The organism is Streptomyces sp. Y7 (assembly GCF_043195415.1).
Taxonomy (GTDB): Bacteria; Actinomycetota; Actinomycetes; order Streptomycetales; family Streptomycetaceae; genus Streptomyces.
On the sequence record NZ_JBIDDQ010000002.1, the window covers coordinates 253,724 to 278,905 of the forward strand.

The window sequence follows — 25,182 nt, forward strand, 5'->3', positions numbered from 1 at the left end:
CAGTCGCCGGCCGTGACGGGAAGAGGGAGCACCCACGTCGATACAGCGTTCATGGGTCTCACCTCCTCCGGCGATGTCGCGGTCGTCCGCAAGGTACAAGCCCTCGCATCGTGCCGTCCAATGATTTCCCGGCCACGTGATCACGACGCTGTGCGGTGCCCGCCGTTGACGCATGCCGATATAGGCATATGATGATGCCATGGCACGAGCGGCGACGACCTCGGACGCGTTCAACGCGATCGCCGAACCGCAGCGGCGGGAGATTCTGATGCTGCTGCGGGGCGGCGAGCGGCCCGTGACCGACCTGGCGCGGGAGCTCGGCATGACCCAGCCGCAGGCGTCCAAGCACCTGCGGGTCCTCCGGGAGGTCGGGCTCGTGCGGGTCCGCGGGGCGGGCAAGCAGCGGCTGTACGGCCTCGACGCCCACGGGCTGCGGCCGGTCCACGAGTGGGTGGGCGGTTTCGAGCGCTTCTGGAGCGAGAGCTTCGACCGGCTGGACGAGTACGTGCAGGAGCTGAAGCAGGCAAGGCAGGAGGAACCACATGATGGCGACGACCAGTAGCAACGGCGAGCCCGCGCACGCGACCGCGGACCGAGAGATCGTGATCTCCCGGGTGATCGACGCACCGCGGGAGCTGGTGTTCGAGGCGTTCACACGAGTCCGGCACCTGTCGCGGTGGTGGGGGCCCGAGGGCTTCAGCACCACCACGCGATCCTTCGAGTTCCGGGTCGGCGGGGTCTGGGACTTCGTGATGCACGGGCCGGACGGGACCGACTACCAGGAGTGGATCACCTGGCGGGAGATCGTCCCGCCGGAGCGGATCGCGCTGCTGCACGGTGAGTCCAGCGACGACCCCAATGCCTTCGAGTCGGTCCTGGCCTTCGAGCCGGCCGGCGACGAGACCCGGATCGTGATGCGCACGGTGTTCCCCACCAGGCAACTCCGTGACGAGGCGGTGGAGAAGTACCACGCGATCGAGGGCGGCGAGCAGACCCTGCGCAACCTGGCGGCGTACGTCACCGAACTCATTCGGAACGACCCAGTACGGAACGAAACCGACCGGAACGAGGCCACCTCGAAGGGAGGGGAAAGCTGATGACCGGGAAGGTGTTCTTCAGCGTGACGATGTCACTCGACGGTTTCATGGCACCCGAGGCCGTGCCGGCCGAGGACGCCTTCTCGCCCGAGAAGCAGGACGACCCGGGCGTCAGGCGCTGGAACGCGAAGTGGTCGGAACTGCAGGCTTGGGCGTTCCCACTGCGGTGGTTCCGGGAGAACCTCAAACTCGGCGAGGGCGGCGAGGAAGGCATCGACAACGACACCGCACGGGCGACGTACGAGCGCACCGGCGCGAGCGTCATGGGCAAGCGGATGTTCGACCTCGGCGAGAAGTCCTGGCCGGAGGACGCCCCGTTCCACACCCCGGTCTTCGTCGTGACCCATGAGAAGCGGGACCCGTGGGAGCGGCCGGGCGGCACGACCTTCCACTTCGTCAACGACGGCATCGAGAGCGCGCTGCTCCAGGCCCGCGAGGCCGCCGGCGACCGCGACGTGCGTATCGCCGGCGGCGCCGAGACGATCCAGGAGTACCTGGACGGCGGCCTGATCGACGAATTCTCCATCACGCTCGCGCCCGTACTGCTCGACACCGGCATCCGCCTGTTCGACCGCGTGGAGCCCGACCGCATCGCGCTGGGCCAGGTGCGCGCGGACGCGTCGTCCCGGGTGACCCACCTGACCTACACCGCCGTCAAACGCTAGCCCGGGTTCCCGCAGCGTACGGTGCCGGCGCATCCCTGGAGGACGAGGTGCCGGTCAGTCAGGTCAGGCTGAGCTTGCCGGTGATCGAGAACAAGACAGCCACCACGAACGTGCCCTCAAGCTGGGATCACCCAGTCAGTCAAAGGCCTCTCCGAATTGGGCGAGTGTCGCGTCAAGACGGTCACGAACACAGCGCGCCCGGTCGACACCTCGAACCCATGTCCCCCACACAGACGCATCCTCCGATCCTTCGACTACTGACCGTATTGAATCTAGTGCGCTAAGTGACCATCTCTTTATGGTCAAAGCGTCGCCAACAACCCATCCATGGAGGATTCGTGGCACGCTTGCGCACTCGTCTGGCCCTGCTCGGCTCGGCCGTAGCTCTCGCCGCCGGCGCTCTTGTCCCCGCACAGCTCGCCGGGGCCCAACCCGCCGCCGCGGCCGAGGAGAAGCAGTGGGTCGCCCTGGGTGACTCCTACACCGCCGGGGTGATCCGGGCCGCGGGCAACACCTTCGAAGTCCCGCGCGACGGCTGCGAGCGCACCGACCGGTCCTACCCCCAGGTCATCGACCGGGACCTCGGCGGTCTCTTCGAGCTGACCAACGTCAGCTGCGGCGCCGCCACCATCGAGAACGTCACCGACGCACCGCAGGACCCGATCGGCCGTCACCTGCCGCCCATCTCCGAGGACCCGGACTACCCCTTCCCCCCGGTGCCCCCTCAGTCCGAGGCGGTGGGCCCCGACACCGACGTCATCACCGTCGGCGCGGGCGGAAACACCCTCGGCTTCGCCGACCTCCTCCTCAAGTGCCCGCAGCTGGGCGGCGAGAACGATGGCAAGGGCACGCCGTGCAAGGACGCCCATGCCGACGGCATCGCGGCCCGGCTGAAGAAGGTGCGCCAGGAATACGACCGGATGCTCAGCGTGCTCCACGAACGCGCCCCGCACGCAAAGATCCTGGCCGTCGGCTACCCCACGATCATCCCCCAGGACACCTCCAACTGCAGCTACGGCGACCTGACGCAGTTCGGCACCATCACCCAGGGCGACCTGGCCTGGCTGCGCCACGACGTCCTGGAATCCCTCAACAAGGCCATCAACGACTCGACCGGCACACAGGACGCCGCCAGCTTCGTCGATCTCTACACCCCCTCCCAGCACCACAGCGTCTGCGACGACAGCAAGTGGGTCGAAGGCTTCGTCACCCTCCCCGACCAGCTGTCCTTCGTGCACCCCAACGCCCTCGGCCACCGCAACGCCGCCGACCACGTCGAAGAAGCGATGCTGAACACCATCAGCTGAGCCGTCCGCACCCGGCACCCCGCCGACGACCCACAGCCAACTGGCCTGCGGCACCAGCCGGAGGCCAGTTCCGCGTGCCTACGCACACCCACCCTCGGCACCCCAGAGGCAGGCGGGAGGAACCGGCGGCAATTCCAGACGATGGCCTCCAGCGTCCGGCGGTGGTCGGCCCATCGCCGCCCAGGGACCGGGTCGGCCGACATCAGCGGCGCGATCCGGTCCCCCATCGCGACAGTGATCGCTGTCCAGGCAGGAACGTCCGATCGACTAACCATCGGCCAGAGAGGCACGCTCTCGTCAGTCGGCGCACCCCCTTCTTCACACGTGCGGAGCCGTCCGTACGATCCGGCCATGAGACTCTTCCGGCAACGCAGCCTGCGGAGCCAAGGGCGGACAGCGAGATCTCCCTTGGCCCAGGCCGTTGCGCTGTACGAAGCGGGGCGGTTCGCCGACGCGGAGGTCGAAGCCCGCGCGGTGGCCGCAGCCCGCTCGCGCGACGACGCGTACGCACCGCTGGCGTTGAGCCTCGCCGCGCTCGCGATGGGCGCCCAGGGCCGTCATGCCGAGGCCGCCGCCGAATACGACGCACTGCTCGCGGTCTTCGGAAGAGTCTTCGGCGCCGAGCACCCGCAGACGCTGAAACTGCGCTCGGACCGCGCCCAGGCGCTCAGCGCGCTGGCCCGATACGCCGAAAGCGAGTCGGAGTGCGCGGCGGTGGCCCGGGCCGCGACCCGCGGCACAGGTCCTGAGTTGACGCTTGTCGCGACGGCCGCCCGCAACGGACTGGTCTACGCCCTCAACGCGCAGGACCGGCACACGGAGGCCGAGGCACTGGCCCGCGAGGCCCTCGCCGTCCATCCCGCACAGGACCGGCTCGCGCTGGTCCTGCACCTCGGACTGGCCCGGAGTCTCAACGGGCAGGGGCGCCACGAGGAGGCTCTCGCCGAGGCGGAGCGCGCCGATGACCTGAGCCGCAAACTGTCGGAGGGGCAGCGCCGCCCGGAAACCGGAGCCGTCGAACTGGCCATGGCCAACGCCCTCCTTGGACTGGGACGCGGGACCGAAGCCCACACCGTAGCCACAGCCGCCCACGCGGCCTGCCTGGACGCCTTCGGCCCGGACCACCGCCGCACCGTCGAAGCGCGCATGCTGCTGGACCGTATCGACGGGGCCTCCTGACGGGTGGACGGGATCGCTTGGAGGCTCATGAGTACGCGTACTCAGCCCTCCCCCGCGAAACAGCCCACATGAACACGCGATCTGAATGCCAGACTCGCCGCATGTCCTCCTCAACGGCGGCCCGCCGCAAGGTCTTTGCCGGAGCCTGTCTCCTGCTCACCGGTGCATTCACGCTCACTGCCTGCGGTGAGATGCGAGCCCCGGACTCGACGGCCGGAGCCAGGGCCACACCCAGCCCTTCTGCGAGTGCCGCGGGCGCCTCACCGTACGTCGAACCGGGGGCCGGTGACGGCGCCCCGCACTACAACGAGAACAACGCCTACCGGCAGTCCGGCGACATGTCGCCCGCACATGCGAAAGACGCCGAGCGGGAAGCTGCGCGCATCAGGCCGGTACTCAAGCGGCTGTGGGAGCAGCGAAGTTGGGACCCCTCAGCCGTGCGCTCGGCGCTTCTCCGGCTCGGGTACGAGGAGGAACGGATCACGAAGGACGGAAAGCGGCTCGGCGGCACACTCACCGTCCGCGAGATGTTCTCGCGCTACGAGAACGACGGTTACGTCACGCCCGAGGGTTCGTTGGTCGCCCTGCGCGTGCATGACGACGCCTGCGTCTCGGCGTTCGTGCAGAAATCCAACTACGGCGTCCAGACCAACGGCCCGTACCCGGAGACAGGCTGCTTCGAGCCACCTTATGGCCACTGAACGGCGATCCATCGGCGATCCATCGGGTCCTTACGACGAGCGCGTCAACCGCGCGGGCGAACCCGACGTCTGACTGCCCTCGTCGCCCAAGGTCAGGGTGTCGACGCCGGATTTCGTCAAGGTGTAGACGTTGCCTCGCACACACAGCACGCCGGTGGACGGATCGGTGGGAGTACTCGAAACGGCCTCGAAGACCATGGACGTCCCACGCGTCTCCTGCAGACGCAGTGTCTCGGTACAACCTATGTCCCGGCCGCTTCCGGCCTCGATCACGTGGCTGATCTGCCGACCGACGATGTCACCCCGGGCCGCCGTGTGGAGTGTGACGGTCACGGACACCTTGGTCGTGCGCGCGTTGACGACGCCGTCGCCGGAGGTGCTGCCGGGGCCCGTCCCCTTCCAGGTGCCCATCCAGGAGGAAGGCAAGGCATCATCCGACGCTGTCGAACGCGACGAGGATGACGAAGCGGACGGCGACGACGTGGGTCCGGCGCCGTCCTTCCCGTCACCGGTGCCGTATTGCCAGGCCAGGGCGGCAACGATCGCCGTCGCCGCGGCACCCGCCACGACACCGACGGCCGTACGCAGCCTCGTGGATCGCCGAGAGGGCGCGGCGCCGGTGTTCGTGCCGCGTGGACCGACCGAGGTGGGGCCCGGAGGGCCCGCGGGTGGGGAGGCTGGAGGGTGCGGGTACAGGGTGGGTTGCTCGGCGTAGGCGATAGGCAGCCCGAACCCTGTCTGAGGTGCCTGGTGCGGGGGCGCCGGGACAGACGCCGGGCGCTGCAACAGCTCCGCCAGTTCGGCTTCCCTGGCGGCCATGTCAGCAGTCAGGGCCGGTGGCAGAGCGGCTGTCCAGCTGCCAGGAGCGGCACCGATCCGCTCCATCAACTCGTCCGCGGTGGGCCGGGCTTGCGGCGACTTGTGGAGGCAGGCTGCCAGCAGCGGCGCCAGCGAGGACGGCACGCCATGGAGTGTCGGCTCCTCATGCACGATCCGGTAGAGCAGCTGCGCCGCCGACGGGGTCTCGCCGGGGTTCAGGAAGGGACCGTTGCCGGTTGCGGCGTACACCAGCGTCGCCCCCAGGGAGAAGACATCGCCGGGGCCGGCCGAGATCCCTCCGGAGGCCTGCTCCGGTGCCATGTATCCCGGGGAGCCGATCACACCACCGGTCCTGGTGTGCCGGGTGTCGTCGACGGCACGGGCGATACCGAAGTCGATGAGCAGCGGGTGACGGCGGGCCAGCAGTACGTTGGACGGCTTCACGTCACGGTGCGCGAAGCCTGCGCGGTGCACCGCCCGCAGCCCTTCGGCGAGTTCCGCTGCCAGGGCCCGGAGGGCCGGCTCGGGCAGCGGGCCGTGACGCTCCACCCATTCGGCGAGCGAGGGTGCGGCGGCGTACTCGGTGGCCAGCCACTGTGGCTTCTGCCCGGGAGGGCTGTAGTCGACGACCGCGACCGTCCAGGCGGAGCGTGCACGGTCGCTGCTGGCGATCTCGCGCGCGAACCGCTCTTCGAAGCCGGGGTCCAGACCGAACTCGGTCCGCAGGGTCTTCAGCGCCAACGGCCGCCCGGAAGCCGTATGGGACAGGTACACCTGCCCCATTCCCCCGGCTCCGAGCACAGCCAGCAGCGGGTAGCCACCGATCGCCGGCGGATCCCCAGGCTCCAGACTCCTCATGGTGTTCTCTCCGGGCGGTACTCGGGCCGCAGCAGGGCGGTCAACCGCGGGCGGGGAGCATGGGCTCCGCCCGGCATTTCGGGTGCGCTCAATCTACACGCGACGCGTTCACACCGGCTTCACAGGGGGCGGACCGGCATCTGCCGGACGCGAGTTCAGCCGGCCGGGGAAGCGTCAGCGCCGCCAACGGGAGATGTGCAGGCAGAGTGTGTTCGTGTTGAAGGGGTTGGTTGGCGCTTGGCCACCTGGGCGAGTGCCCCAAGTGGCCTCAAGGCGCTGGCGGTCTGTCAGTCGTACACCCCATCTATGCTCCTTCGATGACGTCTTACGAAGGCACGCACCCCACCGTTCTCGTCCGGGTGGGTGGGCGCCACGCTCAGATCGACGAACAGCTCGCCCCTACGATCCAGGCGATCTGGGAGTGCGGGTTCGACACCTTCACCTGCTGTCAAGATCTCGCAGAGAGCAACGCGGACTGGCCGCAGAAGCTGCCGCACATGGCGGAGTGGGTGGAGTCCCAACGTGGCTGGATGCTCATCGACTTCCCGGTCGACAGCGGGCTCGCCTTCCTGTCCGCCGTGGCGAACGCCGGCCCGCGTGACGCGTTCTACGTGCGGATGACGCATTGGGCGGCCCCGGACGCGTGGGACGTGAGGATCAAGCCGATGGATGCGGCGATGTTCAAGGAGGAGCTTCCGTCGCAGTTCCGCCTGCAGCTGCTCCAGGTGAGCTTTCCAGCCTCCGACTTGCCGGAACTGACCCGCCGCCTCCATGAGCATGCCGCGGGCCGCTCGGTACCCCCGGCCCCTGCGGACTGGAGCACAGTCGGCCGTTAGGTCCAGCCAACTCCCAAAGTCCATGAGAAAGCAGGAACTTCGATAGATCAGCACCGACGACCGACACACGCCGAACGAACATCAAGTCACGTGAGACAACATCTAAGCCTTGATTGCCGCGGCCGACCTGGCGGCCTGCTCGATCTTCGCGCAGTAGGCCGCACGGGCTTCCCCGTCGATCGGCTGCTCGTTCTCGGCGCGCAGCCCGGTCCGGCCGTCGAGGCCTCGCGCAGGATGTCGGCGTGCCCGGCATGGCACTCGGACAAGCCGTCGAGTCTTCCAGAGCAATGCCTCGCGGTCCCTCCGCAGTCTCCGGTGCAGGTTGTCCCTCGCGAATTCATCGATCATGCGGCATGAGCCGCCATGGGCTACTTGTGCTCTCAAGATCCCGTAGGCGCTCCGCAACGACTGATGGCCGAGGCCTCGCCATGGCCGCCGCCCCGACCCGCTACCTGCAACTCGCGGAACTTGCCCTGCTAGCCGTCCTCTAAATCACGTGCGGATGAGAAGTTGATCGTCTATACCTCGACAGCGGGTGCCCTCTCGGGATCGCACGTGGGACCTCGGCCCACGTAGCCGCGTGGTCGGGTCAGAACCACGGTCGCCGCGTAGGTCAGCCAGAGGGAGACAGAACGGTCTCGTGCACCTTGGCCACCCAAGCGACGGCAACCGTGGAGCCATACGTGACCTCTGACCTGATCTTCCGCCCCATCACCGGCCTGGAGGAGATCGATCTTTTCAATGCTCTGCCGGGCCCGTACAACGACAGCCTCGCGGACGATCTCCGGAATGGTCGCTGCCGAGCCGAGTGGATGTGGGTGGCCCTGCGGGAGAGCACCCCGGTGGCACGGGTCGGTTGGTGGTCTCGCAGCGGCTCCAGACCTGAAGTCCTGGAAACCCTCGACATCGACGACACTTGCGAGGACATCTCCCGGATCGACGTAGGCGCGCGCCTCCTGCGTACCGCGCTGACGACGCTCTTCCCCGCGGGGACCCTGCCGCCCCCGTACGTGCTCCAGCCCGTCCCGCCGACGTGGCGGGACGACTCCACCACTGGGCATCGAATCAAAGACCGGATGGAGGTGGTGCAACGTACCGGCGGCAAGATTTTCGTCGAAAGGCTCCGCTACCGCTGGACGTCCAGCACGCCCTTGCCCCCGCAGCCCGGTCGGCTTACCTTCCGGACAGTGCGGAGCGATGAGGAGGCGATCGATCTCCTCACCCGCATCCTTCCGGGCACGCTCGACGCCTACAGCCAAGCCGACGTCGCCCGTTCCTCAACCGCGGACTACGCCCGCGTGCAGTACCACGACGAACTCCTCAGCTATTCCAGCCCCCGTACATGGTGGCGGATCGGAATCCGGAGCGACGGCGAACCGGTCGGGATGGTCGTCCCGGCCCAAAGCCCGAACGGATTCGTGATCGCCTACCTCGGGGTCGTCGAAGGTCACCGGGGCCACGGTTTCGTCCACGACCTTCTCGCCGAAGGCACCCGCATCCTGACTGCCCAGGGCGCCGAGCGCATCACCGCCGACACCGACCTGGCAAACCAGCCGATGGCCAGGGCTTTTCAGCACGCCGGGTACGACAACTTCGCTCGGCGCATTGACATGCGCTGGGACTGATTGGCCGCCGCCTCCTCACGGCAAAGACGGCATGGCTCGTAGCCCCTCAAACTCGGGCCGGCTCACGAAGGATCACGGCCGCGGGCCCTCTATCTGGGACTACCCGGGATCGACGACTACTTCGCCGATCTGGCGCTGTGCCGACTGTTGGCATTGAATCGCGCCTTCTTCTCACGATTCCCGCACGTGTTCATGTCGCACCATCTTCGAGTGCGGCTTTGGCTGGTGTCGAAGAAGGCGGCTTGGCAGGTCGGCGACGCGCACAGGGCCAACTTTCCGTCGCGTTCGCCTGAGATGATGCTGATCGCGTCGGCGGCGATCACGCCCAGGGCATCCTCCACTGAGGAAGTCGAGCTCAGCCGCCATTGGCGATCGCCTTCGGGCGTCAGGACAGCCGCGGCCCGCCCCTGAATGCTGCAGTCATTGATGATCTGGACAGCAGGCTCAGGGAGAGGGTCCCGCCGTGCGGCCGCTGTCGCAGCTGCGTGAATTGCTTCCCTCAGTTCCCGAGCACGTACGAGCTGGGCGGTGGTGCAGGACTCCACAGCGAGGCCACTCACCGCGAGCCAGTCGACGAGTCGGTGCGGCGTGGGGATGCGCTCCACGGCATCGCCATGACGCTCCGACAGGGTCCCGGTGAAGCTGGTCGCCAGCACCTTACCGAGACGGAAGTCAGGGAACCGAACACTCATAGAACCACCTTAGCCGGTTGCACGTCGACCTCGACGCCTGTTAGAACCGTCTTAGCCGGTTCTGACAGGCGTCGAGCCAGTTCCACCGATGACCAGGAGGTCTCATGTCCCCGCACTGGTGCGTCACCGAAACTGCGGCCGCCCTTGATCGTGGAATTGTCACCACATCAGCTGACCCCTGCGGGGGAGCCTCATGAACCCTCCGACCAGCGACGTGCAACCCCTCGAAGCCCGCGCAACCGACACCGACCTCGACGACCTGCGCGCCCGATTGGCCGCAGCACGGCTACCGGAGGCCGAGACGGTCTACCGCGCCGCACCCGACCCTCGCCGATGGGAACAGGGCGTCCCTCTGGCCGACCTCGTGGACGTCGTGACCTACTGGCGCACCGAGTACGACTGGCGGTCGTTCGAAACGCGCCTCGACCAGATCGGCCAGTTCCGCACGATCATTGACGATCTGGGAATCCACTTCCTGCACCGTCGATCCTCCCGTGCGGACGCCACCCCACTGATCCTGACTCACGGCTGGCCGGGCAGCATTGCCGAGTTCACCCATGTCATAGACGAACTGGCGGAGCCGAATAGCGCAGACGCTCCGGCGTTCCACGTCGTGGCCCCGTCGCTGCCAGGTTTTGGTTACAGCGACAAGCCAGCCACCACCGGGTGGGGTATCGAGAAGATCGCGGCCGCATGGGTCGAGCTGATGGCAAGGCTCGGCTACGGCAAATTCGTGGCCCACGGCGGCGACTGGGGCGGTGTGATCACCACGGTGCTTGGCGGCAGGTTCCCGGAGCACGTTCTCGGCATCCACACAGTGACCGCGCAGGCGCCTCCCGGATTGACCACGGACGGGCTGACGGAGGCCGAGCGCGCATGGACCGAGGAAACCAGCGATTTCTGGAGCCACCGCGCCGCGTACGCGAAGCAGCAGGCGACCCGACCGCAGACCATCGGATACTCGCTCGTCGACTCACCGGTCGGGCTTCTCGCCTGGATCCTCGACAAGTTCGCCGAGTGGACCGATACCGAGGACAGCCCGTTCGAGACGATTTCCAGAGACAGGATTCTCGACGACGTCACCCTGTATTGGCTGACGCGAACCGGTGCCTCTGCAGCCCGCATCTACTACGAAAGCCACAACTCGCTCGACCCCGAACTTCGGGTCGACGTGCCTTCAGCGATCAGCGTGTATCCCCGCGACATCGAGAAGTGTCCCCGCGCCTGGGCACAGGAGCGGTTCCGCCGGATCGTCCGATGGAGGTCGCCCGAAACCGGGGGACATTTCCCCTCGCTGGAGGTTCCTGAGTATTTCGTCAAGGACCTCCAGGAGGGACTCGCGGCAGTGCTGGCCGCCAACCGTGGTTCGTAGAGCCGGCGGTCTCCCTGTTCGGGCGCCGTCGGGTCACGGTTCGAGACGTGCCTGAGGGCTGGACATACCCCGCCGGCGGGCAGCAGCCGATGTCGGCAGCCGGCCGGCCCCGGGACTCACGACCCAGCTGGCCACGTACCCGGGGCCACCGGGCCTATCCGGCTCACAACGTCTGAGGCCAACTCCGGGTCCTCCGCCAAACACGTAGTCAGATAGTCCCGGACGGCCTCCGCGACGGATTCACGCACCTCAACATTGCCCAGGGTGTTGCGGGTCGCACCTTCGAACTCGGGTCGGTCGAGTTTCACCGAGACGACCGCGGTCAGGCCGTCGCAGAGCCGGTCCAGGCTGAGAGAGGCGTCGTCCTTCAACAGCAGGTTCCGTGGCCAGGAGTTCCTCGGCGCCCAGGCCCAGCGGGATCTGCACCGTGTAGATCGCGGCGGCCATACCGGCCATGCCGATGATCGAGGTGGTAGGCGTCGATGGCGAGGCGGGCACGGAAGCGCAGGCTGGAACTCGAGGCCGAGTACTGGCGGCTGCACCGAGCCAAGTAGGTGCCCATCCGGGTGATCGCCCGACATCTGGGCATCGAAGAACACCGTCAAGCGGGCCCTGGCGAACGACCGGCCGCCGCAACCGGCGGCCGGCCAACGGTTCGGCCGTGGACGCGGGCCAGGTGCAGATCCGGGAACTGTTGCGGGAGACCTCGACGAGCTGTGATCCAGGGCCGGGCGCGCGGTGGACTCTTTCGTGTACGTCTTGTTCGGGAACGTCCTCGGCGCCGCCGTGGTCGTTGACCGCTCCGTGCACAGCGGGCCCGCGGCGGCGGCCGGCGGCATCGAGCATCTGCCGGTGAGCGGGGTAGAGGGCACGGTGTGCGGGTGCTGCGTCTGCCTGCCTGTCGGCCGTCGCCAGCGACGCCGCACTGGTGGAACGTGCCCGCGCCGAGGGCGTCCCGGCGTCGGGGAACGCGCACCTGTCGCTTCCGCTGGAGGGCCTGATCGCCGCCGCACGCCCCGCCGGGACCGGTTCCGGCGACGCGAGCGCACAGTGACTCCTGGGCACCCGGGCCGAGTACGCGGGACGTTCCGTCGCGACCATCGCCAACCTGCTCAACCCCAGCCGGGTCGTCCTTGCGGGCGGCATCGTCGTCGCCGACGAGTACCTGCCCGACCTGCGCGCGGCCGTCACCGACGGGGTGCGCCGGGGTGGAGCACCGAAGAACGCATCGTGACCAGTACCTGCGACTCGGGCACGCTGGTCGTCGCCTCTGCGATGCCGTCGGCGGTAGTCAGAGGGCAGCGCGGCCTCATCGGGTGTCTTGCCACAGTGCGGCATCAGCGGGACCGCCCTCCCCGCCCTGATCAGCTAGCCAGCGGGAACGGGTTGACCGGAGGGCCGGCTCCCATCTGCAGGTGAAGGTGCATAAGCCGTGGGCGTGCCGGCAGGCGACGGTGGCGCAAATCAACCTCTATGGCTGAAATACAACCTTCCCGCTTGACCAAGATCGGCAAAATCTTATCCAAGGTGCAAACGTTGAATTGGCGACTATTTCGCCAACTACACCCTCACCGCATTTCCACGCGATAGTAAAGCCCATATGCCACCAATCATGAAATAGAGAGCATATGGCTATATCAAGGAGGCGTAATTGGTCAAGTGCTGCCCATAGAGAGGGTCATGACAGGTTGTTGGTTGCGTGTGAAGATCTCCCGCTGTCGCAGAGAGGCAACTGCGCCAGAGAGGAATTCGCATGCCATCCCTGTTCAGCAGACCCACGCGCCACAGACCCGTCGGGTCCGAGCAGCCCTATCTGCCGCTGTCCTCCATGCGTCGTCTGCGCTCGATCGCTGCGGCGTTGACGCTGCTGATGGCCGTCGAAGCCGCAGTGGTCATCGACTCGACCGGCCAGGCCGTCGCCCTGCCGCAGGAAGCGGCCGTCAAGAGCACGGCAGCCTCCGGCAAGAAGCCCAAAAGGCTGGGACCCGCCACTGCCGCTTCCGTTGCCGCCGCGCGACTGAAGGCCAAGATCCAGAACCGCCGCATCGAGGCCACCGATGCTCGCACGGAGACCTCCACCACCTACGTGAACCCGGACGGCACGGTCACGGAGGAGGCGTATGCCGGACCGATCCGTTTCAAGGATGACGACGGCAAGTGGCACGGTGTCGATCCGTCGCTGGAACAGGCGAGTGACGGATCGATCAGGGCGAAGGGGCACCCCCACGGGCTGACCCTCGCAGGTAAGCATGCTGCCCCGAAGGGCCTGAAGGCGGCCGGTGAGAAGAGTGCGTCTGCCGCGGTGCCGCTGGTCACGGTGGAAGACCAAAAGGGTCGGCAGCTGCAGCTCGGCTGGTACGGGGCTCTGCCGGCGCCCACGATCGAGGGGGCCGAAGACACGGTCGCCCGGTACAAGGACGCACTGCCGGCCACCGATCTACTCATCGAGTCGACACGGACCGGTTACGAGCAGTTCCTGGAACTAAAGAATCGTTCCGCCATCGACTCCAACGGTGAGGTCACGTACAGCCTGCAGGCCAAGGGGCTGACCGCGAAGGCGCACGCGGACGGGTCGGTCACGTTCACCGACGCCAAGGGCAAGACCACGGGAGTCCTGCCCTCGCCGGTGATGTGGGACGCCCAGACCGACAAGAACTCGGGCGAGCACACCCACACCGCGAAGGTCGGGGTGAAGGTCGCGCAGGACGGCGACACGGTCACGATCACCTTGACCCCGGATGCCGAGTTCCTGACGGACGACAAGACTCAGTTCCCGGTCACCATCGACCCGTCCATCAATGTCGGCAGCAGCTTCGACACGTTCGTCGAGCAGGGCTACACCACCGACCAGTCGGCCGCGACCGAGCTGAAGATCGGCAACAACGGGTCGGACCAGATAGCCCGTTCGTTCCTGTCGTTCCCGATGAAGAACATCACCGGAAAGCAGATCACCGCGGCGAAGCTGAACCTGTACGAGTTCCATTCCTGGTCGTGCACGGCCAAGGGCTGGGACGTGTACGGCACGGGGGCCGCCTCCACCAGCACCCGCTGGACGAGCCAGCCGAGCTGGGGCAGCAAGTACGCCACCAGCACCCAGACCAAGGGCTTCTCCAGCTCCTGCAACGACGGCTGGGTCAGCACGGACATCAAGTCGCTGGCGCAGATCTGGGCCGACAACGGCAACGCCACCAACCACCTGGGTCTGCGGGCCTCGGACGAGACGGACCCGTACGGCTGGAAGCGGTTCAACTCCGGTAACGCCGCCTCCAATACGCCGTATGTGTCGGTGACCTACAACTCCATCCCCGGCGTGCCGACGCTGATATCCCCGGCGGCCGCGGCCGCCACCAACGACACCACTCCGACGCTGTCGGCGAAGGCGCTCGACGGCGACGGCTCCCAGGTCACGCTCGACTACGAGGTCTGGGCCTCCAACGGCACCGCCGCGCTGCGCTCCGGCTCCAGCGCCTCCGTCGCCTCGGGGGCGACGGCCACCTGGACTCCCACGGCGCTGCCCGCCGGCAGCTACAAGTGGCGTACGCGCTCTGGAGACGGCAGCGCGAACAGCGCCTGGTCGGCCTTCCGTACGCTCACCGTCGACACCACCGCACCGGCCACGACGGCCGTGTCCTCCACCAGTTTCCCGGCCGGTCAGTGGTCCGGTACGCCGGACGACAACGGTGACTTCACGGGCACCTTCACCTTCACCCCGCCGACCAGCGACGTGAAGGAAGTCCAGTGGAACCTCGACGGCGCCGCCTGGCAGTCGGTCGCCACCACTGGTACCGCGGTCACCGGCAAGCCGGTGTTCCGCGCGGGCAAGCACACCCTGACCGCGCGCACCAAGGACGCGGCAGGCAACGTGTCCGCGGGCACGGCCTACACCTTCTACGCGGGTAGCGGCGCCGCTCTGCTCACCCCGGGCAGCGGGGACCGTCCGGCCCGCCGCGCGGAGCTGACGGGTCAGGGCAAGACGAGCGACACCGGGGTGCGCTACCAGTACCGTCGCGGTGAGACCGACACCTGGAAGGACATCCCGGTCGGGGACGTGCGCCGCAAGGCTGACGGCTCGACGCCGACCGCCTGGCCGGCGACGGTCACCAGCGGCAACGCCGAGGCACTGACCTGGAACATCACCGACACCCTCAGCGAAAACGGCCCGGTGGACGTCCGCGCGGTGTTCACCGACGGATCCACCACGGACGCCTCCCCGGCCACCACCATCACGGTGGACCGCAACGCGGGCGAGGCACCCACGGAGAATGTCGGCCCAGGCAGCGTGAACACCCTGACCGGTGACTTCAGCCTGTCGGCCACCGACGCCTCGGCCTTCGACCTGACAGCCACACGGTCCTTCTCCTCGCGCCGCCCCACCAACGGGGCCAATCAGGAGGGGCAGGCCGCGATCTTCGGGCCGCAGTGGACCGCCGGCACGGTCGCTGAGATCTCCGACAGCGACTGGACCTACGTGCGCAAGACTTCGGCCACGTCGGTGGCGGTCGTGGACGTGGATGGCGAGGAGACCGGTTTCGCCGCCACCAGCAGCGGCGGCTGGAAGCCGGAGGCCGGTTCCGAGGACCTGACGCTGACCGGCAGCCTAACCGGCTCCTTCACTCTGAAGGACACCGAGGGCACCACCTCGGTGTTCAGCAAGGTCGACTCCACTGCCACCACCTGGCAGCTGGCGACCACGCTCCTGCCCACGGACCAGTCCACCACCACCGTGATCTCCCAGAAGACCACGGTGGACGGCAAGACACTGGCCCGGCCCACATACGTGATTGCTCCCACCTCGGCAGTCTCCGCCGCCACGTGCGCGGCCACGCCGTCCACCAAGGGCTGCCGGATCCTGGAGTACCAGTACGCCTCCACGACCACGGCCACCAGCACCACGCTGGGCAACATTGCCGGGCAGGTGACGAGTATCCGTCTGTGGGCCACCGACCCGGGCGCCTCGGCCGCGACAGCCACCGTCATCTCGCAGTACGCCTACGACGACCAGGGCCGCCTGCGCGAGCAGTGGGACCCGCGCATCTCCCCGGCGCTGAAGACGGCCTACACCTACGACAGTGCCGGTCGCATCACCACACTCACCCCGCCGGGCGAGCTGCCCTGGACGTTCGAGTACGGCAAGGCCGGTTCCAGCACGGTGGCCGGGGACGGCATGCTGCTGACCGCCTCCCGCCCGACCCTGACGGCAGGCAGCAAGAACACGCAGGACGGCGGCAAGGCGACCACCTCCGTCGTCTACGACGTGCCCCTGTCCGGCGACAAGGCCCCCAACCAGGTCGCACCCAGCGACACCGCCACCTGGGGCCAGACGGACGCGCCCACCGACGCCACCGCCGTCTTCCCCGCCGACCAGGTCCCTTCCTCCCACACCGGCAGTGACCTGACCGCGACCGACTACGACAAGGCGAGCATCACCTACACCAACGCCTCCGGGCGCGAGGTCAACACCGGCCTGCCCGGCCGGCACCTGACCGTCAAGCAGTACGACCGGTTCGGCAACACCACCTTCGACCTGACCGCCACCAACCGCGAACTGGCCCTGGGCAGCGCCGACTACCAGGTCAACACCCAAAGCGAACTCGGCATTCTGTCCGCCTCCACGGCCGAGCGCGCCCGCCAACTGGGCACCGTCTCGGTCTACTCAACCGATGGCAAGCGGGAACTGGAGGAGTTCGGGCCGCTGCACCTGATCACCCTCACCAAAGCCCTCACCGGCGACACAGACAGCCCCGACCTTCCGGCCGGAGTCCAGGTCGCCGCCCGCGAGCACACCGTCAACAGCTACGACGAAGGCCGGCCCACCGACGGCACCGCCACGGTGACCGACCAGGTCACCACCACCAAGGTGGGCGCCTCGATCGACGGCTACCCCACGGACGGGGACGTACGCACCACGGCCACCGCCTACGACTGGGTCAAGGGCCTGCCCACCAGCGTGACGACCGACCCGAACGGGCTGAAGCTGGCCAAGACCACGAGCTACGACGCCCAGGGCCGGGTCATCAAGACCACGCTGCCCAAGTCGACCGGCACCGACGCCGGAGCCACCGTCACCCAGTACTGGTCCGCGACCGGCGCCGGCACGTGCGCCGGCCGCCCAGAGTGGGCCGACCTGGAATGCTCCACCGGCCCCGCCGGCGCGATCACCGGTGGCGGCACCAACCCCAGCGAACTGCCGGTGAAAACCACCGAGTACGACCGCTGGGGCAACCCCGCGAAGCTCACCGAGACCGCCAACGGCGTCACCCGCACCTCGACGAACGCCTACGACGCGGCCGGCCGTCTGAAGCAGACTCAGGTCACCGGCGGGGTCGGCACCGCGGTACCGGCACAGACCACCACCTACGACTCGGCCAGCGGCGCCGTGGCAACCGTGTCCAACGGCACCGCCACCATCACCCACACCACCGACCAACTCGGCCGGGAAATCACCTACGACGACGGTGCGGGCAACACCACCCGCACCGAATACGACAACCGCGACCGCAAGGTCCGCGTCACCGACTCGGCCCCGTCAACCGTCACCTACGACTACGACAACCCGGCCGGCCTGCCCACCCGGGTGCATGACTCGGTGATGGGCACCATCGGCGACGTCACCGGCTCCTACGACTCCGACGGCCGCCTGTACAAGGAGGTGCTGCCCTGGAACATGGACGTCGAGTTCAACCTCGACCCCACCGGCAGCGAGACCTCCCGCTACTGGCACTACGAGTCCGGCTGGACCGTCCAGGGTGAATCCACCAGCGACTCCATCCACGACCAGGTCGTCTCCCGCACCACCTACACCGGAGGCGGCGCCTACCAGGAATACACCTACGACGCGGCAGGCCGCCTGACCAAGGTCGACGACTCCCAGGCGGGCGTCACCACACACCGCGCCTACGGCTTCGACGACAACACCAACCGCACCTCCCTGACCACCACGATCGACGACGTCGACGGAGGCGACCCCACCACCAACACCGTCAACTCCGCCTACGACAGCGCCGACCGGCTGATCGCCTCCGGCACCGTCTACGACGCCTTCGGCCGCACCACCGCACAGGCCAACGGCACCCAGAACGCCTACTACGCCAACGACCTCGTCCGCCAGATCACCGCCAACTCCAAGCGCACCACCTGGAGCCTGGACGCCGGCGGACGCCTCGCCTCCTGGGGCACAGAAGAGCAGGCCGAGGACGGCACCTGGGGAGCAGCCACCACCACCACGAACCACTACGGCGGCGACAGCGACAGCCCCGACTGGACCTCGACGAGCAACGGCATCAGCCGCAGCCTCGAAGACCTGGCCGGCAACCTGATCGCCACCACCAGCGCGACCGGCGACGTCGTCCTGCAACTGTCCAACCTGCACGGCGACATCGCCACCCAGATCCCGCTCGTGGACAGCACCACCCCGGTGGTCAACAACTACGACGAATACGGCAACCTCCTGCCCGGCACCGACCCCACCCGCTACGGCTGGCTCGGCGGCAAGCAGCGCTCCACCGAAACCCCCAGCGGCGCCACCCTCATGGGCGTCCGCCTCTACGACCCGACCACCGGACGCTTCCTCTCCGTCGACCCCATCCCGGGCGGCAACGCCAACGCCTACGACTACGTCAACGGCGACCCGCTCAACCGCTACGACCTCGACGGCAAATGGGGCTTCCATTGGCGCCGCTGGGCCCGCCGGGCCGGTAATTTCGTGTCGCACCACCAAACGGCGATCTCGGTCGGCCTGGCCTTTGGCTGCTCGTTCGCCTCGGGAGGGTGGGGAGCAGCAGGATGCGCAGCCGGCGCCGGCGCTGTCACCGGCTGGATCTCCTACCGCTACAGCACCCCGAAACGCAAGCGCCACATCGGCGGCTACTGGGCGAGCAGCTGGCGCGGAGCTCGCGACGGAGTGCTCGGCTGGGGCGCCGGAAACGGCAGGAAATACTACACCGGCGTCCGTAGCGCCTACCGAAGTTTCCGCACATGGCGGCGCGGCGGTCACGGCGGGTACACACACATATGGCCCCACTACTGACAGATGGGAACGGAATGGTCTCAGACCCGCGCGTACACACACGCAGATGGGCGTCGAAGCATCCGATCTACACGGGATTGATCTTCGGGACACTGTTCTACCTCGTAGAAATCCTGGCAACCGGAGAGCCCATCGGGGCCATACCGTTCGCCATAGCGATCGGAGCGATTTTCACTCTGACCGCCTTCGGCGAGCGGCGACGCCAACGCAAAGCGGAGCAGGTCCGCAAATAGCGGATACCCTCGATTGAGTCGCCAAGAAGACCGTCTTCGGGCTATAGCCCGAAGACGGTCTCTCATTGCCTATTTCCCGCGATGCCGACTAGTTCGAGGCGGGAGATGCAACAAGAAGCGATGACCAGGAAGTGAGCAGGGCGACCTCTTGGAGACCGCCCCCTGTCAACTCGTATGGCGCTCGAGAGCGATACTGCCGCTCGGGAGACAACGGCGACGGACAGACAGCTTATCCTCCTTTTGTAAAATCACGACAAGTTAACGTAAAGGAGTGGCTGGCGAGGTCAGTCCGCGAAAGCGCTTGCGCTACACTTCAGAAACGCTTGACTCCTGCGTTATCGACAAGGGCGCGGAACGGCTGGACACCAAGCGGCATTCAGTCCCCCGCATAAACCCTTCCGGGAGTGGATCGATGCGCCGACGTCGACGAGAACACCCTCAAGAACCCTTGGTGCCAATCAGCCCAGACGCGATTGCAATCACGATCCGGGAAGCAGTCACCCTCATAGAAATTCTTGAACATGCCCATGCTCGAATTGCCGAGTTGAGCGATGCAGATGAAGAGGCAATCGCCAGGGGCAGCGGGTCCAGTCTGATACCGCTACTTTATGCACGAGCCGGATTCACCTCAATCCACGGGCGCCGGAATGTCCCCCTGCTCGCCGACGAGATTGGCCTGCTTGAGGCCGCGGTAATTAACCTGGAATCGTACCAAGGTAATGAAGTCGCCCTATGTGCCGGATATCAATTGTTGGATGACTTCGCGAACCGCGATAGGAACTCCTACCCGTTGTGCCGTGTGTACGGAATCCTGGCCTTCACCGGCGAGGTGGGGGACACGGCCAGCGGCGCAGCAACACCTTCCCTGACATAACGGAGAAAGCCAGGCGTGCACCTTCGCCGAAGGGCCGCCTAGGAGTGCCCAGAGGAGGCTCACGCGGCGGGCAAGGGCACGGACGGGCGGCGTTCCCAAATGGCGGGGCACCGAGGCCCGTGGCCTGTCGTACGCCCTGCCCCGCGCCATGCGATGCTCTGCACTGATCCCGATGTCCACCCACCCTCGCTTCGCCCCTGGGTAATCTCCCCGGCCCCGTGCTGCGCCCCACCGACGATTCCAGCCCGGAGCCCCGGGGCGGTCGCTCGTCAGCCGAACGGTTCAGTGGGCGCACTCACCTGAGCCCAAGAGTTCGGGTACGCGGCTGTTTCCCTGGTAGATGGCGACGGACCAGCGGGTGTAATTCCAGGTCTCGTTGCTGGCTGTCAGCTTCTGGCAGACGGTTTTGGACACGGCGTCTTGGAAGTTCTCTGGGCGCGGCCCATGAGCACTCCGTCGGTGTCCTGGGCCCACACGTAGGCGGCTTTCTCGACCGGGTCGAATCCGAGGTCGATGGCGTCGCTCGCGGCAAAGGGCTCCAGGCCGTTGCCTTCGGCGATCCTGGCCTGCCAAGCGGCAGTTACGGCCCTGTCGGTGGCGTCAGCGACACGGATCTCGTCCCTGTCGCTGCTGGGTATCCCGGCGGTCGCGATGCCGGCCTCGTCTCCCTGCCACTGCCCGGCGATCACGGTGTAACACCCGTCGGTGGCCTCACCGAAGCCGAGGATGCTCGGCTCGATATCGCCGTCGAAGCTCTTCCATGAGGGGGAGAAGCGTCCGTAGGGCCAGGTGGTGGGGTGGTCCTTGAGGTGCTGGGCGAGGGCGGTGCAGGCTGCCATGTCCCCGGCCCTGCGGAACACTTCCTGGTGCTCCTCGGGAATCTGCGAGATCGGACCCCCGGTCACCATCACCGTCTGTGCCCGTTTGTTGAACGTGACCGTGGGCGTCATGAAGTCCATGTCCTTGGTGGCGAGCATGGACGCCACATGTCCCACCCCTGGCGTCGAACGTGAATGGCGTCCATTCGACAGGTGAAGGAGCTGTGAGGTTGCCTGGATCGCGGCGACAGTCATCTGATCGTGATCAAAAACGACGACGGCGAGGGACCGCACGGGCGCCTGCGCGCCATCGCGACCACCTCCGGCGCGACGCGCGAGGTCCGGAGTACACGCAGGCGGTGGAGCTGAGGACGACGACGCGGTACCCGATGCCGGTCAATCGGTCAGCTGCAGTACCCGGTTGTCGGCCGTCACCTCATACACCTCGATCCGCAGGAGCTGCCGGACATGGGCCGGCACGCGTGAGGCGGCCTTGACGGAGGAGGACGGCACGACGAGGGCGTAGCGAGTGCGCGGGTCGTGGCCCGTCATGCGGCGCAGCAGTTGACCGTAGGCGATGTCGGCGTCGATGCCCTTCTCGCTGGTGCGGCCCTTGGCCTCGCAGATCAGCCGGTCCTCTCCGCGCACGGCTTCCAGGTCGGTCCACCGGTCCGTGGGATCGACCGGTGTCCAGCCTTCGGCCAGCAGCCACGTGCGGAAGGTGTCAGTCACCCGGTCCTCGTCACTGCCACGGGTCAGGATCTTCGCCAGTGCCGCCAGATCGGCCTCTTCGTTGCGGCGCAGCCGTCCACGGCCGTCCGCATCCAAGTCCCCGGGGCGGATGACGACCAGACGCAGCCCGTGCGCGGGAATCTGCGTGTCGCGACGGGCGTCGTACAGGGCCCGCTGCTCGCCGCGGTGGACACCGCTGACGGTCAGCCGGTCCGGCTTGTCGAAGTGGGGCATCGGCTGGTCATGCTGCAGTTCGCGGTACTCGACCACGAGTTGGTGGCCCGGCCAGTAGGCATCGACCGGCAGTTTGACCCGCCGGCCACCCGCTCCGGGATCTCCCAGCAGCCAGTCGAACTTGTGCTGCGCCAGGGCGCTCTCCCCGAGGATCCGGTTGCACAGCCCGACGACGTACGCCTCATCACTGTCATCTCTCGCACCCATGACCGGGCATCCTGCCACCACCTAATGACAACAGCGCCGGACCGACGAACCACGCCTCGGCGCAGCCGAGGCAAACAGCGCCAGTCCGCGCCCACCGTCCGCCGCCACCCGTCCGTTCCTCACAGCGGCCGTACCGCAAAGGGCCCCGGCCGTACATCAGCTGCGCACGCTCGCGGCCTGCTGTGGAGCCCGAACTGCCCTCGCCGAGGCCGAGCACCCGATCTTCCTGCGTTGATTGTGGGTCTCGTGCCCAGTCCCGGCCAGAATCCGGAGTCTCTACGTCGGCCTAGGCCCAGCCCCGCCCAGGCGTTCGGCTTGTCCAGGCCGAAGAGCCACGACCTTGTTCGCCGCGGGGGTTCCCCTCCCGCGTGCTGCCGATAGGCCGCACTATCCGCGTCGTCACCGCCTCGCTCCTCCGAGCGCTTGAGAGCGGCGAGCCGGAGTACAACGGAGCCTCCGCTGCAGCCCTAATCCATCCTGACCAACTACACGACGACGTCCCGCCGGAGCAGGCCGGCGGGGTCGTCGTATCAGGTCCTCGTCTACGCAGGCCCACCTCGGAGCAAGCCGACCGGGCTCCTCACGGGTCACGCGCGATCACAGGTTTGTCACCAACCCCGTGGATGCCCTCACGCCACAACGCCCTGACCTGGACTTATGCGCTCCCCCTGCACCAGTTGGACGCCCGTGGACGGTCTCTACAACCTGTGCCAGGTGGTACCGAGCGAGGGGCCCAGGATGAGGACCGGGGCATCTTCCGGGCCGCCGAAGCGGTACTGGAGGGCGGGGGTCTTCGTCTCACTCACCGCTCCACGCTAACGTCCGCATCCGAACACCGGCCCCACGGACCCCACGTCCTCACACCTGGCTCCCGCAGATCAGCGAGGAACTCTCACACGGCCTTCACGGGACGGAGGTTCGGCTCAGCCGCGGACCGTGACGCCGTACCGGGTGCGCAGCCGCCACATCTCTCACGCCGAGACGGCGGTCACCGACAGCGGGCCGCCGAGCAGGGAGCAGAACTGCGCCACCGGCGGACCCGCGGGCATGCCACTGCCGATCAGGTGGAAGAGGGCGAGCACCCACACCAGTACGCCGGTGACCACCGGCGGCAGCATCGGGTGGACATGGGCGGTGTTGAAGGCGCTGCGGGCGGAGTACAGCGACGCCAGGAACAGGAAGGGCAGGCCCCAGAAGATCGCGACGATCACGACGAGCGCGAACGGCACCACCGTCCAGCCATGCAGGCTGTCCTTGGTCGGGGACACCCGTGGTGTTGGCCTTCGACCGGCACGCGGACTGGCCCGCCATGCCGAGCCTTCTGCGCGTATTCGTCGCCGACGCGGACAAGACGTTCTCACATGCCGTCGAAGCCGGTGGCCAGGTTGTCACTGCTCTGGCGGATGATGCCTTCGGACAGCGCGGAGGGCGCATCAAGGACCCCTTCGGCAACATCTGGTGGGTTGTCAGCTGTGTTGAGGACGTCTCTGAGTCCGACATGTGGAAGCGGCTGGAGGACCCCGTGTATGCCGAGGCCATGCGTGTGGCACAGGAGACGCTGGACGCCGAGCTCAGCGGTCAACCCCACGGACGCAGCAGCGCACCTGTCAGGGCAACCAGCTGACCAAATGCTGTCCAGAGTTCGCATGTGCCAGACCGGTGGTTAACGACGGGCTCAACCTGCCCGGCAGTCGGCCAGTTGGCCTGACATCGGAGTGAAGCCCCTGGTAGATGGGTTTTCGACCAAGAGAACCGTCTCCACCAGAGGCTTCGCATGCTTGTCTACCCGTCCGGCGTCGACGTGTCCAGCTCCGCCCTCCGCTTCCTCGCCGTCCGTCTGAGGGAACGTCGGCGCGCTCTCGGCACCCGATGGCGGCGTCTGAGCGCGGGCCGGCCGGCGCCCTGTTGGGCAGGCAATGGCTACCAGGGCGCAGGCGGCACGGTCCGCCTCCCCTACCGCGGCCGATGGGCCGACCTCTCCGTCGGTCAGCAGGCCGTCAACCGGGCCCATGCAAAGGTCCGGGCACTGGTCGAACAAGCCGTCGCCACCCTCAAGTCCTGGCGACTCCTGCGCAAGCTCCGCTGCTCGACAACCCGGATCACGAGCCTCGTCCGAGCCGTCCTCACCCTCCACCTCGCCAACTCGGACTGAGGACGGAAAGGGCTCAATGTCTGCGCCAGATTTGGTAGTCATCGGCCGCGGTCCGGACAGCGTCCGCAGGGTCCCGGCCGTCTCACCCGCGGCGGGCCGACGGTTCTGCCGGGCCCTGCGATCCTGGGGGCGGCCGTACGGGACGCTCGCAGGTGGGCGTAGGTCAGACGCGGGTGGAGTGGCGGTCCAGGAGGGCACGCAGCCGGTCCACGTCGTCGGGCGTGCTCAATCCGTGCTTCGGGATGACCTCGATGTACATGATGTTGGGATCCCGACTCAGCAACACGAAGTGACCGCGCGTCTCGCGATAGCCCTGCAGGACCGACCACTTCTGTATGAGCGTGCTGTGGTCACTGCTGGTGGTGATGCCGGCAGCGGACACGACGGTGCGGTACTCCCCCTGCCACCCGACGAGCCGCTGCACCTGGGCGGCCTGCAGCCGGGGATAGCCGGCCACCACCGCGACGACGAACAGGAACAGAACGGTGGAGACCACGTCGACGCTGCCCCGGTTGATGGTGCCCAGCAGCCACTGCCCCACCCACAGTACGAGGAACACGGTTCTCAGCAGCAGGCCCCACCGCTTGATCCGCTGGCGGACCTGTAGACCGACCAATGTGTCGGCGGGCTTTGGACGGTACGCGAGCTCCACCGCCTGCTCGTCCACGACGTCGGCGGTTCTTTCCGCTCTGCTGTCGGCGCTTTCGTGACCTTCGGCCATGACCCCTCCCCGGTAAGACAACCTGCGGATCGTA

Annotated in this window: 21 protein-coding genes and 2 pseudogenes; 15 read left to right on the forward strand and 8 right to left on the reverse strand. The window is 67.4% G+C overall.

Translation table 11 applies throughout. The annotated features are described in order from the left end of the window. Positions 1-199 precede the first annotated feature (199 nt). The 6 genes from ACGFW6_RS07105 (at position 200) to ACGFW6_RS07130 (ending at position 4,949) form a co-directional block, all read left to right on the forward strand. Positions 200-562: an ArsR/SmtB family transcription factor gene (locus tag ACGFW6_RS07105; protein ID WP_393505530.1), complete on the forward strand. Its 363-nt coding sequence runs from the start codon at positions 200-202 to the stop codon at positions 560-562. Further along, positions 546-1,097, forward strand: a complete 552-nt coding sequence (locus ACGFW6_RS07110) for an SRPBCC family protein (RefSeq protein ID WP_393505532.1) — start codon at positions 546-548, stop codon at positions 1,095-1,097. Before ACGFW6_RS07105 ends, ACGFW6_RS07110 begins: the two co-directional genes overlap by 17 nt. Next, a complete protein-coding gene (locus ACGFW6_RS07115; protein WP_393505534.1) occupies positions 1,097-1,762 on the forward strand; it encodes a dihydrofolate reductase family protein in 666 nt (221 codons plus the stop codon). Before ACGFW6_RS07110 ends, ACGFW6_RS07115 begins: the two co-directional genes overlap by 1 nt. Positions 1,763-2,100: 338 nt before the next feature. After that, a complete protein-coding gene (locus ACGFW6_RS07120; RefSeq protein WP_393505535.1) occupies positions 2,101-3,069 on the forward strand; it encodes an SGNH/GDSL hydrolase family protein in 969 nt (322 codons plus the stop codon). Between the two features lie 408 nt (positions 3,070-3,477). Then, on the forward strand, positions 3,478-4,248 hold the full coding sequence (locus ACGFW6_RS07125) for a tetratricopeptide repeat protein (protein WP_393505537.1): 771 nt from the start codon (positions 3,478-3,480) through the stop codon (positions 4,246-4,248). Between the two features lie 101 nt (positions 4,249-4,349). Further along, positions 4,350-4,949, forward strand: a complete 600-nt coding sequence (locus ACGFW6_RS07130; RefSeq protein ID WP_393505539.1) for a hypothetical protein — start codon at positions 4,350-4,352, stop codon at positions 4,947-4,949. Between the two features lie 30 nt (positions 4,950-4,979). Here the strand turns inward: ACGFW6_RS07130 and ACGFW6_RS07135 are convergent, their stop codons facing one another. Then, complete coding sequence (locus ACGFW6_RS07135; RefSeq protein WP_393505541.1) at positions 4,980-6,626, reverse strand: serine/threonine-protein kinase; 1,647 nt, start codon at positions 6,624-6,626, stop codon at positions 4,980-4,982. A gap of 317 nt (positions 6,627-6,943) precedes the next feature. On the opposite strand from ACGFW6_RS07135, the gene ACGFW6_RS07140 reads away from it, so the two are divergent. Next, positions 6,944-7,462 (forward strand): hypothetical protein, encoded by a 519-nt coding sequence (locus ACGFW6_RS07140; RefSeq protein ID WP_393505543.1) that lies wholly within the window; start codon positions 6,944-6,946, stop codon positions 7,460-7,462. Between the two features lie 102 nt (positions 7,463-7,564). On the opposite strand, the pseudogene ACGFW6_RS07145 reads toward ACGFW6_RS07140, so the two are convergent. Continuing rightward, a pseudogene (locus ACGFW6_RS07145) lies at positions 7,565-7,731 on the reverse strand (type I restriction endonuclease subunit M); the annotation flags it as partial. 414 nt (positions 7,732-8,145) lie between these two features. Between ACGFW6_RS07145 and ACGFW6_RS07150 the strand changes: the two are divergent. Next, on the forward strand, positions 8,146-9,087 hold the full coding sequence (locus ACGFW6_RS07150) for a GNAT family N-acetyltransferase (protein WP_393505545.1): 942 nt from the start codon (positions 8,146-8,148) through the stop codon (positions 9,085-9,087). Between the two features lie 116 nt (positions 9,088-9,203). Here the strand turns inward: ACGFW6_RS07150 and ACGFW6_RS07155 are convergent, their stop codons facing one another. Continuing rightward, complete coding sequence (locus ACGFW6_RS07155) at positions 9,204-9,779, reverse strand: CGNR zinc finger domain-containing protein (protein WP_393505547.1); 576 nt, start codon at positions 9,777-9,779, stop codon at positions 9,204-9,206. A 193-nt stretch (positions 9,780-9,972) separates the two neighbouring features. Between ACGFW6_RS07155 and ACGFW6_RS07160 the strand changes: the two genes are divergently transcribed. Next, positions 9,973-11,151 (forward strand): epoxide hydrolase family protein, encoded by a 1,179-nt coding sequence (locus ACGFW6_RS07160; protein WP_393505549.1) that lies wholly within the window; start codon positions 9,973-9,975, stop codon positions 11,149-11,151. Between the two features lie 116 nt (positions 11,152-11,267). On the opposite strand, the gene ACGFW6_RS07165 is transcribed toward ACGFW6_RS07160, so the two are convergent. Then, positions 11,268-11,522, reverse strand: a complete 255-nt coding sequence (locus ACGFW6_RS07165; RefSeq protein WP_393505551.1) for a hypothetical protein — start codon at positions 11,520-11,522, stop codon at positions 11,268-11,270. A gap of 557 nt (positions 11,523-12,079) precedes the next feature. Between ACGFW6_RS07165 and ACGFW6_RS07170 the strand changes: the two genes are divergently transcribed. The 4 genes from ACGFW6_RS07170 (at position 12,080) to ACGFW6_RS07185 (ending at position 20,284) form a co-directional block, all read left to right on the forward strand. Beyond that, complete coding sequence (locus tag ACGFW6_RS07170; RefSeq protein ID WP_393505553.1) at positions 12,080-12,205, forward strand: hypothetical protein; 126 nt, start codon at positions 12,080-12,082, stop codon at positions 12,203-12,205. Between the two features lie 3 nt (positions 12,206-12,208). Beyond that, on the forward strand, positions 12,209-12,385 hold the full coding sequence (locus ACGFW6_RS07175; protein WP_393506946.1) for an ROK family protein: 177 nt from the start codon (positions 12,209-12,211) through the stop codon (positions 12,383-12,385). A 519-nt stretch (positions 12,386-12,904) separates the two neighbouring features. After that, positions 12,905-19,177, forward strand: a complete 6,273-nt coding sequence (locus tag ACGFW6_RS07180) for a DNRLRE domain-containing protein (protein ID WP_393505556.1) — start codon at positions 12,905-12,907, stop codon at positions 19,175-19,177. 504 nt (positions 19,178-19,681) lie between these two features. Then, positions 19,682-20,284 (forward strand): hypothetical protein, encoded by a 603-nt coding sequence (locus ACGFW6_RS07185; protein ID WP_393505558.1) that lies wholly within the window; start codon positions 19,682-19,684, stop codon positions 20,282-20,284. Between the two features lie 386 nt (positions 20,285-20,670). Here ACGFW6_RS07185 and ACGFW6_RS07190 read toward each other — a convergent pair whose 3' ends face one another. From ACGFW6_RS07190 to ACGFW6_RS07200, 3 genes are all read right to left on the reverse strand, one after another. After that, positions 20,671-21,261 (reverse strand): hypothetical protein, encoded by a 591-nt coding sequence (locus tag ACGFW6_RS07190; protein WP_393505560.1) that lies wholly within the window; start codon positions 21,259-21,261, stop codon positions 20,671-20,673. Positions 21,262-21,498: 237 nt separating this feature from the next. Then, entirely contained in the window at positions 21,499-22,275 is a 777-nt protein-coding gene (locus ACGFW6_RS07195) for a hypothetical protein (protein ID WP_393505562.1), read from the reverse strand. 971 nt (positions 22,276-23,246) lie between these two features. After that, positions 23,247-23,543, reverse strand: a complete 297-nt coding sequence (locus ACGFW6_RS07200) for a hypothetical protein (RefSeq protein WP_393505563.1) — start codon at positions 23,541-23,543, stop codon at positions 23,247-23,249. On the opposite strand from ACGFW6_RS07200, the pseudogene ACGFW6_RS07205 reads away from it, so the two are divergent. Both ACGFW6_RS07205 and ACGFW6_RS07210 read left to right on the forward strand, forming a co-directional pair. After that, positions 23,537-23,899, forward strand: a pseudogene (locus tag ACGFW6_RS07205) (VOC family protein); the annotation flags it as partial. The gene ACGFW6_RS07200 and the pseudogene ACGFW6_RS07205 sit on opposite strands and share 7 nt — an antisense overlap. Positions 23,900-24,049: 150 nt before the next feature. After that, the gene (locus tag ACGFW6_RS07210) at positions 24,050-24,427 is read left to right on the forward strand and encodes a transposase family protein (RefSeq protein WP_393505565.1); all 378 of its coding nucleotides are present in this window, start codon (positions 24,050-24,052) and stop codon (positions 24,425-24,427) included. A gap of 163 nt (positions 24,428-24,590) precedes the next feature. On the opposite strand, the gene ACGFW6_RS07215 is transcribed toward ACGFW6_RS07210, so the two are convergent. After that, positions 24,591-25,148 (reverse strand): YcxB family protein, encoded by a 558-nt coding sequence (locus ACGFW6_RS07215; protein ID WP_393505567.1) that lies wholly within the window; start codon positions 25,146-25,148, stop codon positions 24,591-24,593. Positions 25,149-25,182 lie beyond the last annotated feature (34 nt).

Coding starts and splice junctions, on each gene's coding strand:
- ACGFW6_RS07105 (WP_393505530.1), top strand. CDS start 200: ATGGCACGAGCGGCGACGACCTCGGACGCGTTCAACGCGATCGCCGAA.
- ACGFW6_RS07110 (WP_393505532.1), top strand. CDS start 546: ATGGCGACGACCAGTAGCAACGGCGAGCCCGCGCACGCGACCGCGGAC.
- ACGFW6_RS07115 (WP_393505534.1), top strand. CDS start 1,097: ATGACCGGGAAGGTGTTCTTCAGCGTGACGATGTCACTCGACGGTTTC.
- ACGFW6_RS07130 (WP_393505539.1), top strand. CDS start 4,350: ATGTCCTCCTCAACGGCGGCCCGCCGCAAGGTCTTTGCCGGAGCCTGT.
- ACGFW6_RS07135 (WP_393505541.1), bottom strand. CDS start 6,626: ATGAGGAGTCTGGAGCCTGGGGATCCGCCGGCGATCGGTGGCTACCCG.
- ACGFW6_RS07140 (WP_393505543.1), top strand. CDS start 6,944: ATGACGTCTTACGAAGGCACGCACCCCACCGTTCTCGTCCGGGTGGGT.
- ACGFW6_RS07155 (WP_393505547.1), bottom strand. CDS start 9,779: ATGAGTGTTCGGTTCCCTGACTTCCGTCTCGGTAAGGTGCTGGCGACC.
- ACGFW6_RS07160 (WP_393505549.1), top strand. CDS start 9,973: ATGAACCCTCCGACCAGCGACGTGCAACCCCTCGAAGCCCGCGCAACC.
- ACGFW6_RS07180 (WP_393505556.1), top strand. CDS start 12,905: ATGCCATCCCTGTTCAGCAGACCCACGCGCCACAGACCCGTCGGGTCC.
- ACGFW6_RS07190 (WP_393505560.1), bottom strand. CDS start 21,261: ATGCTCGCCACCAAGGACATGGACTTCATGACGCCCACGGTCACGTTC.
- ACGFW6_RS07195 (WP_393505562.1), bottom strand. CDS start 22,275: ATGGGTGCGAGAGATGACAGTGATGAGGCGTACGTCGTCGGGCTGTGC.
- ACGFW6_RS07210 (WP_393505565.1), top strand. CDS start 24,050: ATGCTTGTCTACCCGTCCGGCGTCGACGTGTCCAGCTCCGCCCTCCGC.
- ACGFW6_RS07215 (WP_393505567.1), bottom strand. CDS start 25,148: ATGGCCGAAGGTCACGAAAGCGCCGACAGCAGAGCGGAAAGAACCGCC.